The following is a 16740-nucleotide window of genomic DNA, read 5'->3' on the forward strand; positions in this document are numbered from 1 at the left end:
TGACTCGCGTTTACTGCGGGGCTGATATGACTACGGACGGGGTGATTTGACCGTCGTTCACTCCAGGGCACCCCCGGCTGAGCGGTTCCACCTGGATTGCTTGGCGCTAGCAAGCAGTCTCTCGTAAATTAGCGGGAAAATAGACGGCAACATGTCGAATTGAGGGGTACGGTTGAAGACATCGACCCCGAATCATGTTGTCACAGCAGGCGGTCAGTGCTAATGAACATCGATAGAAACAGTGTTCGTCGCGACAATGAGACGAAATCCACTGCTTCGGCCGCACTCATCACCCCCTTAAATCAAATAAAAACGATGCCACAACAAACACTCGAAGCTTCAAAAGACCAGTTGAGCGGGATCCTGGCTCCGCTCTCGGATGAACTTCGCCGGCACCTTTATTACACGCTCGGCCATTACACCGACGATGGTCATCCCCACTACTACTATCGCGCTTTGGCGACTGCGGTTCGCGATCGCATCACCGAGCCTTGGCAAGCGACGCAAGAACGGATTGCGAAAACCGACGAACGTTGCGTCCACTACTTCTCGCTCGAATTCTTGTTGGGGCGTTCGCTCAACAATGCGGTCCAGAACTTGGATCTTGATGAGCCCACTCGGGACGCATTGCATCAATACGGCGTCGCGCTCGAAGAGATCGTTGAGCATGAACCTGATGCCGGGCTCGGCAACGGTGGCCTCGGTCGTTTGGCAGCCTGTTTTCTCGACAGCTGTGCGAATTTGCGTTTGCCAGTCACTGGATACGGCATCCGCTACGAGTTCGGAATGTTCCATCAAACGATCGAAAATGGTCGTCAAGTGGAAGGTCCCGATCACTGGCTCCGCGATGGCAACCCGTGGGAAATCGAACGCCACGAAGACGCGAAGACCATTCGCTTCTACGGCCATACCGAACGGGCTTTAGATGAGCAAGGCAAACCGCGTACGCGCTGGGTTGGCACCAACGATTTGTTGGCGATTCCTTACGACATGCCGATCCCAGGTTACAAGAACCAAACCGTCAACACCTTGCGTCTTTGGAAGGCCGAGGCGACGGACGTCTTTGATCTCGAAGAATTCAACTCGGGTAACTATCCCGACGCGGTGGTTCAAAAGAACAACGCCGAACAGATCTCGATGGTTTTGTATCCCAACGATGCGAGCGAGAATGGAAAGGAGTTGCGACTAAAGCAGCAATACTTCCTCAGCTCGGCTAGTTTGCAAGACGTGCTCGAGTCTTGGGTCGCCAAGCATGGCGAAGACTTCACCGATTTCGGGCGTTTGAATTGCTTCCAGCTGAACGACACCCATCCTGCTAGCTCGGTACCCGAGTTGATGCGTTTGTTGTTGGACGTGTACCACCTTGACTGGGATTCCGCCTGGAAGATCACGACCCAGTGCATGGCCTACACCAACCACACCTTGCTCCCCGAAGCGTTGGAGCGATGGAGTGTTGCGTTGTTCAGCCGCCTATTGCCTCGTCTGCTTGAAATTATTTATGAGATCAACGAGCGATTCTTGACCGATGTCGCTAAGAAATATCCAGGCGATGTCGCATTACTCCGCCGCGTTTCGTTGATCGAAGAAGGGGACCAGCCGCACATTCGCATGGCTTACCTCAGTATTGTGGGAAGCTTTTCGGTTAATGGCGTCGCCCACTTGCACACCGAGCTCCTGAAGAGCGGTTTGTTCGCGGACTTCTACAAACTGTGGCCGGAAAAGTTTAACAACAAGACGAACGGTGTGACTCAGCGGCGTTGGTTATCGCACTGTAACCCCGGCTTGCGCAACCTGTTGAATGAAACGATTGGTAGCGGTTGGGAATCGGATTTGACTCAATTGAGTAAACTGATTCCGTTCGCCGACGATGCCTCGTTCCGTGAGCGCTGGAAAGCGGTGAAGTTGGAAAACAAGCGTCGCTTAGCGGATTACGTGAAAGCCAACACTGGCGTTGAATTCAATACCGATGCGGTGTTTGATGTTCAAGTCAAACGGATCCACGAATACAAGCGTCAACTGCTCAACGTGCTGCACGTCGTTCATCTCTATGACCGCATCATGCGTGGCGAAACGAAAGGCATGGTACCACGTTGCGTGTTGATCGGCGGCAAGGCGGCTCCCGGCTACCACGTCGCAAAGTTGATCGTGAAGTTGATTAACAACGTCGCGGCGGTCGTCAATGCCGATCCCAAGACGAAGGGTTTGTTGCGATTAGTTTTCTTTCCGAATTATCGCGTTTCGTCGATGGAGATCATTTGTCCGGGGACCGAGTTGTCCGAGCAAATTTCGACTGCGGGCAAAGAAGCATCGGGTACTGGCAACATGAAATTCATGATGAACGGTGCCTTGACGATCGGCACCCTGGACGGTGCAAACATCGAAATTCGCGAAAAAGCGGGGGCTGAAAACTTCTTCCTGTTTGGACTCGATGAAGTTGGTGTCCAGGAAGAAAAGAAGGTTTACGATCCCAACGCGATCATTGCTGCGGACGAGGAAATTCGACGTGTCATGGAATTGATCGAAGGCGGCCAGTTCAATGAACAGGAGCCAGGGATCTTCGATCTCTTGACCAAAGGGCTGCGAAATCCTCACGACCCATGGCTGACGATTGCGGACTTGCGCAGTTACATTGACGCCCAAACCGAGGCCGGAGAAACTTATTTGGACCAAGAGAAATGGAACCGAATGAGCATCCTGAACTCGGCAAATAGCGGCTGGTTCTCAAGCGACCGTACGATTGCTCAGTACGCTGATGAGATTTGGAACGTCAAGCCACTGGAGAATGCGTAATGCGTTTTCCTAGATCATCAGGGATTCTTTGCCATATAACCAGTTTGCCTACCGCGAGCGAAGCTCGTGAATATGGCATTGGTGACCTGGGTAAGGCGTCGTACGCATTCGTCGACTATTTACAAGCGGCCGGACAAACCATTTGGCAGGTGTTGCCATTGGGGCCTCCCGCGGCTGGCGATTCGCCCTACAGCAGTTATTCTGCGTTCGCAGGCAACCCGCTGCTGATTAGCCTCGACATGCTCGTCGAAGAAGGTTGGTTAAGCGAGCATGACATCGCGTTGCCGTCGGGATTGAGCACTCCACGGGCACAGGTCGATTATGCCTTGGTTAGTGAATTCAAGTTGCCCGTGTTGCGAAAAGCGTTTGACAATTTTTGCGAACGCGGCAGCCAGCAGCAGCGCGAGGACTTCGATCGCTTTATTGAATTGAACGCTTGGTGGCTGGACGACTTCGGTCGCTTCGAAGCCTTGATGCGGCATTTCGGCAAGGCGGATTGGACCCAGTGGCCCGCCGAACTTGTTCGTCATGCAGCGGGGCCTGAATTCGAGCAAACCATCGAGACTTGGGACGCTAAACTTAGTAGCGAAATCCAGTTTGCCGAGTTCCAGCAATTCGTTTTTGATTCCCAGTGGCGGCGACTGAAACAATACGCCAATGATCGCAACGTGCGGGTCTATGGCGACATGCCCATTTTCGTCGCTCATGAAAGCGCTGATGTCTGGGCCAACCAATCCATCTTCTGTTTAGCTGAATCGGGTAAGCCGACGCTCGTAGCCGGGGTACCACCGGATTACTTTAGCAAAACAGGTCAGCTCTGGGGTAACCCTCAGTATCGCTGGGATGTGTTGGAACAAACCGATTACCGTTGGTGGGTCCAGCGTTTTGGTTACGCGTTCCAGCAATTCGACTTGTTGCGAATCGATCACTTCCGCGGCTTCGAAGCGTATTGGGAAATTCCTGCTAGCGCGAAAACGGCCGTTGGCGGCAAGTGGGTCGAGGGACCTAAAGAAAAGGTATTCGATGCGGCTCGTGAAAAGCTCGGGGAGTTGGCGTTGATCGCCGAAGACCTTGGCATGATCACCGAATCGGTTCACGAACTTCGCGACCGTCTTGGATTTCCAGGCATGCGGGTGTTGCAGTTCGGATTTGATGTGAAGGAGGATGATTTCCATCGTCCCAGCACCTATCCGGAACACTCGGTCGCCTACACCGGCACGCACGATAATGACACCGTGATGGGGTGGTATAAAGCACGTAAAGTAGCCAAGGGGCAAGAAGATTTATTAGCGGAGGTCGTCACCAGCGATACCGACATCCATCTTCAATTGATTGCTGCGGTGCTTCATTCGGCATCGGACACCGCGATCATTCCGGTCCAAGACATCCTGGGGCTCGGCAACGAAGCGCGAATGAATATGCCGGGATTGGCCGATGGGAATTGGGCTTGGCGATTGATGCCGGGACAATTGACCGACCCGGTTGCGAAAACGATCGGTGAAATGACACGAAACGCGGGGCGTTGAGCAACGTGAAGATTTGGATCGACGCTGATGCGGCACCTCAAGACGTTAAACAGATTGTTTTTCGTGCCGCTAAACGATTGGACGTTGAAACGATCTTGGTTGCTAACCGCCCGCTCGATGTGCCACCGGCCCTGACGATGGTCCGGTCGGTGGTGGTCCGTGACGGGGCTGATCAAGCCGACCGTTACATTGAAATGCATAGCGAACGCCATGACATTGCCATCACCGCTGATTTGCCATTGGCGGGCTTATTGGTGGAAAAAGGTGTCTTTGTGATCGACCCTCGCGGTGATGAATACTCGCCCAATACGATTGCGTCGCGTCTCTCGATGCGGAACTTTATGGACGATTTGCGAGGCGAGGGAATGGTGGTCGGCCGCACATCCCCGTACGGCGATGCCGATAAGAAGGCATTCGCTGCGACGTTCGATCGATTGCTAACCAAGGCATTGCGAATCGCGAGCAAGTGAGTCACCGTATCGCTGGTTCGGCCCCGCTGCAGCACATCGTCTTTCTTGCAAAGCGAGCGAAACCCGGGCGAGACCAGGGACTGGCAAGTGCAGCCAGGTTGATCCTCAGACGCCGCGACGCTCCGGCACCGTTCCCAGGGCAGGGAATTTGGCCACAGGGGGATTTCTGCAAACCGTAGCAGACACGCCCCGACAAAACGGTGGCTATCGTCGCCGGATGGTGGGAATGCGTTGAAACATTCCACGCTCTGGCGAGCGTAGCTATGGCGAAATCGATTTTTGTTGGACGCGTCTTGGCAACATCCGCTACGATGACTTTTGGCAATCATGGGGGTGCGCTCGAATGTCCAATCCATCGGAATCGGATCGCAGAAAACCAACGTTGCGAGCGGCGCTCGTTTCGCCAACGGCGATTTCGAATTTGGTCGCCTCGCTATCGTTGGTCGCTTGCGTGATGTTACCGCATTCGGTCGGGTGCAACGATGAGTCATTGCGACCGATTGAGATTATGGGGGCCGAGGCCGCGGAGGGGAGACCGCTGATCACGCTCACGTTCTTCTGGCCTTACGTGTTTGGCCTGGGCACGTTTCTCCTGTTTATCGCCCTTGTCGTCGTTCGCCCTCGACAAATTGAACGCTTCTTGATTGCGCTGCCAATCGGATTTTCTTTGTATCTGTTTGCGATTTGGCTTTTGTTGTTGTTCAGCAGCACGAGCGAAAGCCGGGTCGCCATGGTCTGTGCCGCCATCGTCATCCCCTCGGCTACCCTCGTTGGTATCCGCATGACATGGTTTTGGATGGAAGGACAAAAGGTTGCCGCGGCGACGTGGGCACAAACCTACCTCAGTGTTCTGGCGATCTTTTCGCTGCGATGGTTTTGGATGATGCCGATTAAGCGTCTGTTGTACGGAGGCGTCTTATCCATGATTGCCGTAACCATGATTATGATTGCATCGTGGACGTGGACGTCATGGGCCAAGCATGACTTGGCGGACGAAAACCATCCGGCCGAACCGTTCCAATTGTCACTCCAGCAAATCATTTTCGGTATTCTGTTCATCGCGATCGCGATGACGTACTGGCGTTTTATGGAAGCGCAATAATGGGGAACATGCCAATGCGTACCGCCCACGCAACTTTGCGGGTAAGCGTCACGCCTTGGGGTTGGGGGATCGGGTTGTTGATCAGACGCGTTTCAACCTTCAGCGATGGTTTGCCTGCGTCGCCTGCGAACCTGTGTCGCCTGCTAACATGCCCCGCAGTTCACAGAATCGATCGTCATCGACCCCAACGAAATACGGTTTCTCGTGGCGCATTCAAGCGAGGCTGAATCAGGCCCGCTTTCGTTCATTCGCTCCGATTCAGCGGGGTGACGTATCTGCGAGAGGTTCAAAGGGAGATGGAGTGTTCGACAACTCGATCCGTTTTGCGGCAGTGGGCATTGTGACCGTTTCCACGCCCTTTGCCAGGGTGATATTCGAAACGTTGATCCAATCGCAATTCGCTCCGTAAATGCCGCGGCGAGCGTTGGAAACATAAACGTCGTGAATCACCGCACGCTTCACGAAGCGAGCGGGATTGTTTCGCGCTCCCAACTGCACAGCCGAGTCCGCAACCAACCCTTGTGAATCACCCACCTTGACCGGATCATTCGGCCGGAAGATCAAATCGGAAACAATACACGGTCCCCCATTACCAAGGTACACACCGCGAAGAACATTGCCTCGTATTTCACAGTGGTGGACACGAAAGCCTGTGGTTGTGTTTGTGCGAAATCCAAATGACATTGGGAAATCCGTTCGGCGGTTCGTCACGATGCAATTATCGATAACCACGCCCCCTATATGAGCCGCCTTGACCGCCGATTTCTGCACGTCCTCGAACGCGCAGTCCTCGATCCGAAGTACGACATCGACGTCGGCGTCTGAGGGCATACTCACCGATGCTCGGATCGCGTCCGCATCGATGTCATTCAACTTGTCCGTTACCGTGAAAATGTCGCGAAATGTACACCCCGTGATGCGACCGTTTGATGGAATCGTGACCGGCGTTAACGGGTTCGTGTCGTTAACGACGTCTCCGTAGCGGAATGCACCCACAAACCCCTTGCCGATTGGTTTTCCATCGCCGTGATTTGAAATGTCTTGGAATCGGCTCGAACGCACCAACCAATCATTAACCCCATCGACACTGATCCAAAGGGGATAGAGATTTCCAACGCCCTTCTTCCCTGAGTGCACGTTCTGAATCACCCCATCGGAAAAGGCGAATCGATGCGACCCTTTATAGACGCGAATCATTCCGGGATAGTTTGATTTGCCATTACCGTCAAACGTGATGCCGCGAATCGCGACATCCGCTGAAACGACTTGAATTAGCTCCCGTCGGGTTCCAGAAATGACCGTAGCCTTGCCACACAGAACCGTCGGATTGCGGATCGCCACGGTTGAGTTAATGGTGTACGTGGCGCCGTCGACCAGCTTGACAACATTAGAACGCGACACCGCAGCGATTAAGTTTGCTGTATCCGTGTCCGCATCACCCGAAGGCTGAATCGTCTCGTGAGCGCCCGATTCATCGGCAACCGCTGGTAACGGATGCGCCGGCCATGAAATCAGGGCGAGGAGCATGGTGAAGCTCCGTAAAGTCGTCGAGACGTCCATCTGATTTCTGAGTGATTCGCTGGTAGCTTGGAATCGGCCGTTTTCGGGATCGGTGAAACGATTCTAAACGAACTTGCTATGTCGTTGGACATGCAGGCTCCGATTTCCGCTACGCAGATTTTCGATCGTTTTCCCGTAAACCCGTGTCATCTTTGACACCATGACAAATCGAGCCCTTCGAATCCTTGGATCGAATACTCGTTGGATCGAAGACTGCATTGCGAAAGACTCCTTCGTTCTACGGTGGAGTGGTGGGGGGCCGCTGTATCGGTTTCAAATCCAGCCATGCAACGCAGGGGGGGGCAACGCAGGGGGAGCAACGCAGCGGGGCCCGACGCAGCGGGGCCCGACGCTTCTCTGCGCAGGGAAATAAAACGGTCTTGATAGCAATGTCAATGCGGTCAAATAGGAATTCAGGGAAGGCCTAGCACTTCGGGGGGGCGTGGAGGGCTTTCTAACGTGCCATTTCTTCTGGGGCCGCATTGCCAAGGGGCCGGTGGCTGGATCCTAAGCATCCCCGTTGGACCCAGAATGTGGTTGGACGCAGAACCTCGTTTTTGCCGTCTTGCGTGGAAAAACAGAGCAATTTGGCAAATGCGGGAGCGAACGTGCTCGTCACCTTGGAGACTTCTGGGAAATCCTCCCCTAACCATTACGAATCGATGCATCAAAATGGGATACAATAGGCTATAATGAACGCCCCACCCCGATCCCGACCCTGCTGCTGCCCCTTCCTGCCCGGTTTGATTCGCTTCCCGAGATGATTCGTATGTGTATCATTGCTCAGGATTTGACGCCCCCCGACAGACAGTCCTGCCCCACTCGAGTGGACTTTATGCTCACCATCATTCGACATTGTCGCAATTCGTTCTGGCTCGCGTTGAGCATCGCTGCTTCGTTGGTTTCCGCCTCAGCTGCAGCCGAGGTACCTCTCAGCTTTGAACTCGATATCCAACCGATTTTGTCGGCACAATCTTGCAATTCGGGCGCTTGTCACGGGAAGCAACGGGGCCAAAACGGCTTCCAACTATCGTTGTTAGGGTTTGATCCCGAATTCGACCACGCTGCGGTAACCCGCGAGGCTCGAGGGCGACGGATCTTCCCCGCATCACCGGAGAACAGCCTGCTGCTTCTCAAAGCGACAGCCGAATTACCGCACGGTGGCGGACGAAAGATCGAGCGGGGCTCGGAAGACTATCAAATGTTGAAGCAGTGGATCCGCCAAGGAGCGCCGCGTCGCGTTGAAGGCGAGCCGGTGCTCGAGAAAGTGACACTCGAGCGCACTTCCTTTTCGCTTTCGCCAAAGGAGTCTCAACCGTTGCGAGTGACGGCGCATTACAGTGACCAATCGACGCGTGATGTCACCCGGTTGGCCACCTATCTCTCGAACGACGATGCCATCGTTTCGGTCGACGCCAACGGCGTCATTCAAGCCGGTGATTTACCTGGTGAAACGGCGGTGATGGCGCGTTACATGTACCACATCGAAGTGGTCAACGTCGCAATTCCTCAAACGGAACCGTTGCCGGCTTCCTTGTTCGAATCGTTGCCGCGAAACGGTTTCATTGACGAATTGGTTTACGAAAAACTGCAATCACTGGGAATCGAGCCCTCGTCGGTGGTTGACGATCATGTCTTCTTGCGGCGAGCCAGCCTCGATTTGATTGGCCGCTTGCCAACGGCCGAAGAAGCTCGTGAGTTTCTCGATGGCAGCGAGAGTGAAAGCCCAGCGGACCTCAGAGCCCAGCTCGTCGACCGACTGCTCGAGCGGCCTGAGTTTGCCGACCATTGGGCCGGATATTGGGCCGACCTGTTGCGCCCGAATCCTTACCGCGTCGGCATCAAAGCGGTGATGAATTACGACAACTGGATTCGCCAACAATTTCGTGACAACGCACCCTACGACACCTTCGTTCGCCAACTCGTGACGGCCAAAGGCAGCACATGGCAAAATGGTGCCGCAACCCTTTATCGCGATCGACGCAGCCCCGACGAAGTGGCTACCATGGTCAGCCAATTGTTTCTTGGGATTCGACTGGACTGCGCCAAGTGTCACCACCATCCGTTTGAAAAGTGGAGCCAGCAAAACTTTTACGAATTTGCTGCCTTCTTCTCCAAGGTCGGTCATAAGGGCACCGGATTGTCGCCACCTATCTCCGGAGGCGAAGAAGTGGTGTACACATCAACCCGTGGATCGGTGCGGCACCCGTTGACCCAAGAGCAAATGACGCCGACGCCTCTGTTCGAGATCGCTGGGCTGGATGATGCCAACACGACCGACGCCAGCAGCGAAGAACCGGTTGACCCCCGTGATGCGCTGGCCGACTGGATGACATCAACGGACAACGAATTCTTTGCTCAAGTGCAAGTCAATCGAACTTGGGCCATGTTGTTGGGACGCGGCTTGGTCGAGCCTGTGGATGATTTGCGTAGCACCAATCCCGCGACGAATCCGGCGTTACTAAATGCCTTGGCGGCTGATTTTCAAGCCTCTGGATACGACTTCAAACACTTGCTCAAGACGATCACATTGTCGCGAGTCTACCTGCACAGTTCCGAACCGACCGCGTCCAATGTCGGTGACCACTCGAACTATTCACGGCACTACCGTCGCCGATTGCGAGCCGAGGTTTTGCTGGACGCGGTCGCCGATGTTACGGAGGTTCCCGAGGCATTCCAAGGGATGCCACCAGAGTCACGTGCCAACCAAGTTTGGACGACTCGGGTCAACTCGATATTTTTGGATACCTTTGGACGCCCCAACGAGAACCAAGATCCACCCTGTGAGCGGACTCCTGAATCGACCGTTACCCAGGCGCTGCATCTAATGAACTCTCAACAGCTCGACCAGCGAGTGCGGTCTGACAACGGTCGCGCCGCCCGATTGGCTAGCAGCGAAATGACGGCGCAACAGATTGTCGACGAACTGTATTTGTCCGTGTTCTCGCGGTATCCCGTCGCGAGCGAGCAAGCGTACGCTGCAAAGCTGATTACTGAGGCAACGGACCGCCGCAGTGTGATCGAAGACATTATGTGGGCCATGCTCAATTCCCCAGAATTCTCAATCCTCAATTAGGTACGGAACCATGACGACACGCCCCCTGCCGAACTGTGACGGCATCACTCGCCGCGACGGACTGAAACTCGGATTGCAAGGCTTGATCGCCGGAGGTCTCGCCGGTGCGCTGCGTGCAACTTCGGCTCAGGCCAGCCAAGCGCAACCGTCGACACTCAAAAAACAAGCCGATGCGTGCATCTTGATTTGGATGGATGGAGGCCCGAGTCACTACGAGACATTTGACCCGAAACCCGAAGCACCCATCGAAATTCGTGGTAAGTTCGAGCCGATCGCCACGCAAACCCCCGGAATTTACTTTTCGGAACCGATGAAGCGTTTGGCCGCGATCTCGGATGATTTGGCAATCGTCCGTTCGATCCGACATGACCAAGGTAACCATGGTGCGGGAAATCATTACATGATGACTGGGGCGCCAACACGAATTCCGGTTGGTTGTGGCGCGTTTGTCAGTTTTCACCCCAGTCTAGGGAGCGTGGTGTCGCACCAGATCGGTGCCCCCGACGGCATCCCCGCCTACTTTTCGATCCCCAGCATGTCGCGTTCGGGCGGTCCCAATTTTCTCGGTGCCAAACATGCCCCCTTTGTCGTCCCCGATAATCCAAATAGCGAGAAGTTTCGGGTTCGTGACGTCACGATTCCCAACGGCTTGACCGACGCGCGTTTTGCGTCACGCCAACAGATTCGTAAGGAAATCGATAAACTGATGCGGATCAAGGACGCAGCCGCGGCCGATCCGGTGATGGCGGCAGATGAGTTTTATGCTCAAGGGATGGAATTGGTCAGCAGCCCGCAATCGCAAGCTGCCTTTGACATTCACGCCGAGCCCGACAGCGTTCGCGACGCCTACGGTCGCAATGCCTTCGGTCAACAAGCGTTGCTGGCGCGTCGCTTGGTTAGCGCTGGCGTGCCCTTTGTCACGCTTGCGCAAGGCGGCTGGGATCACCACCGCGACCTGTTCAATGCGTATGACAAAAAGATGCCCTCCTTCGAGGCCACGATCGCAGCGTTGGTGTCGGATCTCAAGGACCGTGGCATGCTCGAGCGGACATTAGTGATCGCGTTGGGTGAATTCGGACGCACGCCGAAGATCAATAAAGACGGTGGTCGAGATCATTGGTCCAATGCGATGAGTGTGATGTTTGCGGGCGGCGGAACATCGGGAGGCCAAGTCATTGGTGCAACCGATCGCCATGGTTACGCCGCGGTCGAACGGGTGCTGGCTCCCGAGAATTTTGTCTCGACCGTCTATCGCAAACTCGGTATCGATCCTGGGCAAATGTTGAATTCACCTGAAGGCCGACCTGTGCATTTGGTCAGCGACGAGACGCCGATTTCGGAATTGATGAGCTGATGCAAAAGACATTCGAATCACGATTCACTCCACGTAGCATCCAAGCTTCATCGATTGTCGTAGCTGAACCGCTCGCCGCGTGTGCGAGTCGATCGCGTTGCGTTACGACCGTCGTCCGAAGGTTGTCTCTGACGTTGCTCTTTGGATTGTGTGTGTCTTCCACTGCATCGGCACAAGTTAAACTCGATCGCTTCTACCCGCCGGTGGTTTCCGTCGGTGGTAAAACCGTCGTCAAAGCGGAAGGGAAATTCCCAAACTGGCCTGCCAAAGCCGTGGTCGATCGCGACGATGTGGAAGTGGTTGTCGAAAAAGAGTCGGGGCAGCTCAGCGTGAATTTGTCCTCCGATGTGGCGCCCGGGGTTGTCTGGGTTCGCTTGGTGGATGACACGTCCGCGTCGAAGCTCGTGCCGCTGTTGATCGCGCCGATGACGGCGGTCGCGGAGGTCGAGCCAAACCAAAAAATCAGCGAGGCAACGGCGGTCAATTTGCCCACCGTGGTCTACGGGCGGCTGGCGAAATCCAATGACATCGATACCTTTCGCGTCAATCTTAAAAAGGGACAAACGTTCATCGCATCGATGCTCGCCCATCGCCCGCTGCAATCCCCGATGGATGCCGTGATGCAGTTGGTCGATCAACGCGGCAACGTACTCGCTCAAGCGGATGATGATCGTGGTCTCGATCCACAGCTCGTCTACGAAGCCAGCGAAGACCGTGAGCTCTTTGTGCGGACGTTTGCCTTTCCGGAAACTCCCAACAGCACGATTGGATATGCCGGGTCCGATTCGTTTGTTTACGCCATTCGTATGACGAACGACGTTTTTGTTGATCATGCGTTGCCGCTCGTCGTCCCACCGAATCATTCCCCGTCTAACAGTGTCGCGTACGGTTGGAATATGGCTGCTAAAGTCGATCTCAATCAAACCGCGGCAACGAAGCAATCGCCGCAGATCGCACATGTTCCCTCGGCACTCGGTTGGCAATGGCAAACGACGCTTCCGCAAGATGCGATTGTGGTACAAGAAACCGACGGTGACGATGCGGCCCACGCCCCGTCACTGCCTTGTATCTTTTCAGGCCATATCACTGAGCCTAACCAGACCGATCGGTTGCGTTTCAAAGTGAAGGCATCGACACGCTACGAAGCGGTTGTGCATTCACGAGCATTCGGGTTTCCGCTTATCGCCCTACGTCGCGTGATCAACGTTGCCGACGGCAGCGAGCTGGCGAGGAACGACGATTTGGCTCGCGACCAATTTCCCGCCGTAGTCGCGTTTAGCTCCAAAGTTGAGGGTGAAGTGGAGTTGCAGATCTCGGATCTTGTCGACGGTCATAGCGCCCGCCACGCCTATAGCGTCGTGATCAGCGAAGCGTCCGCAACGGTAGAATTGACCGTCGCCGAGGATCACTTTGCAATCAATAAAGAGGGTAGCATCGAGATTCCAGTGACGGTCTCGCGAAAGCATGGCTTCGACAAAGAGCTAACGATCACCGCGGAAGGCTTACCTGAGGGGATCAAAGCCGAGCCCGTAGTGTCGCAGGTGAAAGGTGACAGCTCCAAGTCCGTCAAACTGAAGCTTGTCGCGGACAAAAACGTCACCTATCAAGGCCCCTTCCGGATCATCGCCAGTGTCGGATCAACCGAGGACGGCTCGCCCCTAGCCTCGTTCACGGCAACTCACGCATTGCAAGAGCCGATCACGATCCATGAGTTCTGGCTAACCGTCGCCGCAGCCAAGGATTGATCCTCAAACAGGGTTTGCAGTGCGTTGATTGGATGGGGGAATACGGTGAGACGGGATCGCGTTGGCTTCAGGGCGGCCGAATCCCACGCTCGCCCCCGCGAATTGCGATGGTAATTGGTGCCACCCACAAAATGAGCACGCCCTCTTCGGTTTGCTATCAACCTTTTGTGGGTGGCACCAAATCGCCAATAAGCTCAACACCTTGTTTGCTATCAAGTATTTGTGGGTGGCACCAAGTTCCCCCGGTGGCACCAAATTCCCCAATTGCTTTTAAAGAACTCGCTAGAGCGGCACGGCGCGCCGCGAGAGTGGTTAGGACATTAGGCAGATGAGCCCGACGATGGCTTGCCAGCGGAACCAGAGAACATGTTCACAAAGGCAACCACAAATAACCACGTGATCAGATAGAAGAGGCACATTCCCGCGGTCGCCCACCAGACGGGAGAGTCCTTGGGCACGACCTGCAAGACCATCTCGGCAACCGGGTGATGGATCGCATACGCGACGAGCGCATTTTGTCCAAACAAGGTAAACAGCCCCACACGCAGGGTTCCCAAGTCGCATAGCAACACAAAGACTGCGTAAACCAAACAGGTAAAGCCTGTGGAAAACCAGACGAAGCTTTGTGTCACGACGCGTTTGTCCATCATCCAGTAGTTCAATTTCCGCTGGTCGGTTCCCGGCGGCTCAAAAAACGGTGCTTCGGCCAATAGCGAACTCCAAGACCGCCCCTCTGCGTTTTCCCACGGTGGGATTACGGGGGACGTGGCAAATTTGCTGTCGATTTCACTCTCCACCGGAGCGCGATATTGGTCGTCCACCTGGTAAAGCGTTGTCAGACAGGAAGCGGCGTATCCGATGCCCATCAACGCAATGCCCCACACCACGAGCGTCGACGCGGCGCGACGAACGGTTTGCGTCGACATCAGATCGTACGCCAACGTGCCCGCCAGCATCACGACGCCCCAGCTGATGAGGCCAAAACAGCCACCGTCCCATGCGCGGCGACCGGTGGTCCCCAACAGCTCATCGAACCAGTTGGGTTGGCCGTACACAAACCAATAATTAAACCAGCCCGATAACGCGATATGACTGAGCGATAATACGATCGCTATTACCAATCGCAGACGCCAGGAAAGTTCGACCACCGGTAACAACAACAATTGCACCACACCGATGATGGCTAACACTTCCCAGAGGTCGGCCTTCAACATTTCAGCGGCGAACGATTGCACCGAAGCGGCATCAATTGCTTGCCATGAATCGAAGCTGCTCCCTAGTCCATACAGCACCAACGACAACAACACCAAGCCCAGCGAGCGTTTCGCGATCCCCAGCCAGACGGCCGGGCGTCCCAGTTTGGGAATCTTGCGTAATACCGACAAGCGATACGAAAAACCGCAAGCGAACAGAAATCCGGGCATGATCGAGTCGGCCCAGCTGAAGTGCGTATTGTTGTGCTTGAGCACCTGGTGCGTGACCGCAAGTCCGCCCAGAAAGTTCACGACAAACATCCCCGCGACCGCATAGCCACGAAATTGATCCATTGAAACGACACGGGACGTCGGCGAAAGCGGCGGCGAAGTTGTGGCGGCTGAGACAGACATGCGGAATCCCTGAGAAGTCGAAAAGAGACGGGTAACGCCCTACAAAACCGTGAACCCGCGATCACGCTACAAACGTAGAAAAATCTTCTGTTTCTCCAGACTCCGGACAAAGGTCCATGTGATCAGGAAAAAGACGAACAAACCCAACGCGACGTACCAGCCTGGCGAGTCTTTGGGAATAAAAGGTTTCACCGCCATTCCCACCATCTCATGCAACACGTACGCCGCTAGGGCGTTGGTGCCAAACGTTTGAAAAAACGACGAATGGAAGCGGAATTGATCGCAGGCAAGGTAAAACAAAAGGTACATCAACACCGACACGCCCGCACAGAAGGTCGTATAGGAAAGCGTGCCTCCCCGCTGGCTCATCATCCAATAGTTCCATTTGCGATGTTCTTGGTCAGGCGGTTGAACAAACGGGGGTTCAGCGAAATAGTCGCTCCAGTGAACATTTTGCAACCAAATTTGAACGCGTTGAGCCGATGGGAGGACTGGATCGACGGCCAGTTTCGATTCGCTCGCTGCCGCCGCTTGCGACGACGGCGGGACATCGTACAGCCGCGTTCCACAGGACATCACATAGCCCAATGCCATCAGACACACCGCCCAACGCAACAGTCGCATCCGCGGTGCTCCATCGGGGTTCGTAACGATCGCGTCACACGTAAAAGTGCCCATCATCGTGGGAACCGACCACGTTAGGAAAGCCAATGGGCCGCCATCAATGCCGTTGGGACTGGTGTTGACCCATTCGTAGTTGAACCAATACGAGAGCAACACGTGCAGCGCTGCGCTGCCAAGGACCCACAAAATTCGCACTTTGGTGCTCGCCGCGATCACGGGCAATATCCACAGCGTCGTGACGGCAATATGCATGAGCGTTTGGAACCAGCTGCGTTTCAGCAATTCCGGCAGTATCCCGCTCGGGCCCAAGGCCACCAATTCCGACCACGTTGAGGCCGGGGGCGAAACGTTGTATATGACCACCGACACCAACATCAGCCCCAACAATCGCCGCACCATCCGCAGGTTTGCCGCGACCGCACCATCGCGTTGCACACGACGCCCGAAAGTCAGACGGAATGCAAAGCCAACCGCAAACAAAAATTGCGGCATGATCGTGTCGGCATAACTGCAATAGTCGTGATGATGTTTCAGAACGGTGGGTGAAACGGAAAAGCTGGCCAAGAAATTGACCAACAACATGCCAACCACGGTGTAGCCACGAAATTGATCGAGCGACAAAATTCGTTTGCCGCCCACGGTTTTTTCTGCGATCGCCGAAGAGGAGTCCATTGATGCCGTCATGGTTGCGAGTTTCGCCCGAGAAAAGGTGGTTGGCCCGCGGTTCGGCGTCGCGTTGCAGCAAACGCCGCGTGGGGCCATCGACGGGGGTGAGGTCAGGGTCGCAGGTGCACGCCTGCACCGCCGAAGGATCGCTGCGTCGTGTGAGGTGACGCAGGACTCCATCTTTCACCACGTGCTGGCGTGCCAAACAGCCAGTGGGAAT

Annotated in this window: 10 protein-coding genes; 7 read left to right on the plus strand and 3 right to left on the minus strand. The window is 55.0% G+C overall.

Translation table 11 applies throughout. The features are described from left to right. Window positions 1–315: 315 nt before the first annotated feature. From Pla52o_RS25830 to Pla52o_RS25845, 4 genes are all read left to right on the plus strand, one after another. Window positions 316–2790: a glycogen/starch/alpha-glucan phosphorylase gene (locus tag Pla52o_RS25830; protein ID WP_146597531.1), complete on the plus strand. Its 2475-nt coding sequence runs from the start codon at window positions 316–318 to the stop codon at window positions 2788–2790. Then, the gene (gene malQ, locus Pla52o_RS25835) at window positions 2790–4316 is read left to right on the plus strand and encodes a 4-alpha-glucanotransferase (protein ID WP_146597532.1); all 1527 of its coding nucleotides are present in this window, start codon (window positions 2790–2792) and stop codon (window positions 4314–4316) included. The genes Pla52o_RS25830 and malQ overlap by 1 nt, the downstream gene beginning before the upstream one ends. Before the next feature lie 5 nt (window positions 4317–4321). Next, the gene (locus Pla52o_RS25840) at window positions 4322–4786 is read left to right on the plus strand and encodes a YaiI/YqxD family protein (protein ID WP_146597552.1); all 465 of its coding nucleotides are present in this window, start codon (window positions 4322–4324) and stop codon (window positions 4784–4786) included. 343 nt (window positions 4787–5129) lie between these two features. Further along, window positions 5130–5888, plus strand: a complete 759-nt coding sequence (locus tag Pla52o_RS25845) for a hypothetical protein (protein ID WP_146597533.1) — start codon at window positions 5130–5132, stop codon at window positions 5886–5888. A 258-nt stretch (window positions 5889–6146) separates the two neighbouring features. Here the strand turns inward: Pla52o_RS25845 and Pla52o_RS25850 are convergent, their stop codons facing one another. Beyond that, on the minus strand, window positions 6147–7415 hold the full coding sequence (locus Pla52o_RS25850) for a right-handed parallel beta-helix repeat-containing protein (RefSeq protein WP_197169538.1): 1269 nt from the start codon (window positions 7413–7415) through the stop codon (window positions 6147–6149). Between the two features lie 868 nt (window positions 7416–8283). On the opposite strand from Pla52o_RS25850, the gene Pla52o_RS25855 reads away from it, so the two are divergent. From Pla52o_RS25855 to Pla52o_RS25865, 3 genes are all read left to right on the plus strand, one after another. Further along, complete coding sequence (locus tag Pla52o_RS25855) at window positions 8284–10524, plus strand: DUF1549 and DUF1553 domain-containing protein (RefSeq protein WP_146597535.1); 2241 nt, start codon at window positions 8284–8286, stop codon at window positions 10522–10524. A 10-nt stretch (window positions 10525–10534) separates the two neighbouring features. Then, window positions 10535–11878: a DUF1501 domain-containing protein gene (locus tag Pla52o_RS25860; protein ID WP_146597536.1), complete on the plus strand. Its 1344-nt coding sequence runs from the start codon at window positions 10535–10537 to the stop codon at window positions 11876–11878. Window positions 11879–12030: 152 nt separating this feature from the next. After that, window positions 12031–13623 (plus strand): serine protease, encoded by a 1593-nt coding sequence (locus Pla52o_RS25865; protein WP_146597537.1) that lies wholly within the window; start codon window positions 12031–12033, stop codon window positions 13621–13623. Between the two features lie 320 nt (window positions 13624–13943). Here Pla52o_RS25865 and Pla52o_RS25870 read toward each other — a convergent pair whose 3' ends face one another. Together Pla52o_RS25870 and Pla52o_RS25875 are read right to left on the minus strand one after the other, a co-directional pair. Continuing rightward, the gene (locus tag Pla52o_RS25870) at window positions 13944–15230 is read right to left on the minus strand and encodes a heparan-alpha-glucosaminide N-acetyltransferase domain-containing protein (RefSeq protein WP_146597538.1); all 1287 of its coding nucleotides are present in this window, start codon (window positions 15228–15230) and stop codon (window positions 13944–13946) included. A 66-nt stretch (window positions 15231–15296) separates the two neighbouring features. Then, window positions 15297–16538: a heparan-alpha-glucosaminide N-acetyltransferase domain-containing protein gene (locus Pla52o_RS25875; RefSeq protein ID WP_197169539.1), complete on the minus strand. Its 1242-nt coding sequence runs from the start codon at window positions 16536–16538 to the stop codon at window positions 15297–15299. Window positions 16539–16740 lie beyond the last annotated feature (202 nt).

Source organism: Novipirellula galeiformis (assembly GCF_007860095.1).
GTDB classification, from domain to species: domain Bacteria; phylum Planctomycetota; class Planctomycetia; order Pirellulales; family Pirellulaceae; genus Novipirellula; species Novipirellula galeiformis.

Coding starts and splice junctions, on each gene's coding strand:
- Pla52o_RS25850 (WP_197169538.1), bottom strand. CDS start 7,415: ATGCTCCTCGCCCTGATTTCATGGCCGGCGCATCCGTTACCAGCGGTT.
- Pla52o_RS25855 (WP_146597535.1), top strand. CDS start 8,284: ATGCTCACCATCATTCGACATTGTCGCAATTCGTTCTGGCTCGCGTTG.
- Pla52o_RS25870 (WP_146597538.1), bottom strand. CDS start 15,230: ATGTCTGTCTCAGCCGCCACAACTTCGCCGCCGCTTTCGCCGACGTCC.
- Pla52o_RS25845 (WP_146597533.1), top strand. CDS start 5,130: ATGTCCAATCCATCGGAATCGGATCGCAGAAAACCAACGTTGCGAGCG.
- Pla52o_RS25860 (WP_146597536.1), top strand. CDS start 10,535: ATGACGACACGCCCCCTGCCGAACTGTGACGGCATCACTCGCCGCGAC.
- Pla52o_RS25830 (WP_146597531.1), top strand. CDS start 316: ATGCCACAACAAACACTCGAAGCTTCAAAAGACCAGTTGAGCGGGATC.
- malQ (WP_146597532.1), top strand. CDS start 2,790: ATGCGTTTTCCTAGATCATCAGGGATTCTTTGCCATATAACCAGTTTG.
- Pla52o_RS25875 (WP_197169539.1), bottom strand. CDS start 16,538: ATGACGGCATCAATGGACTCCTCTTCGGCGATCGCAGAAAAAACCGTG.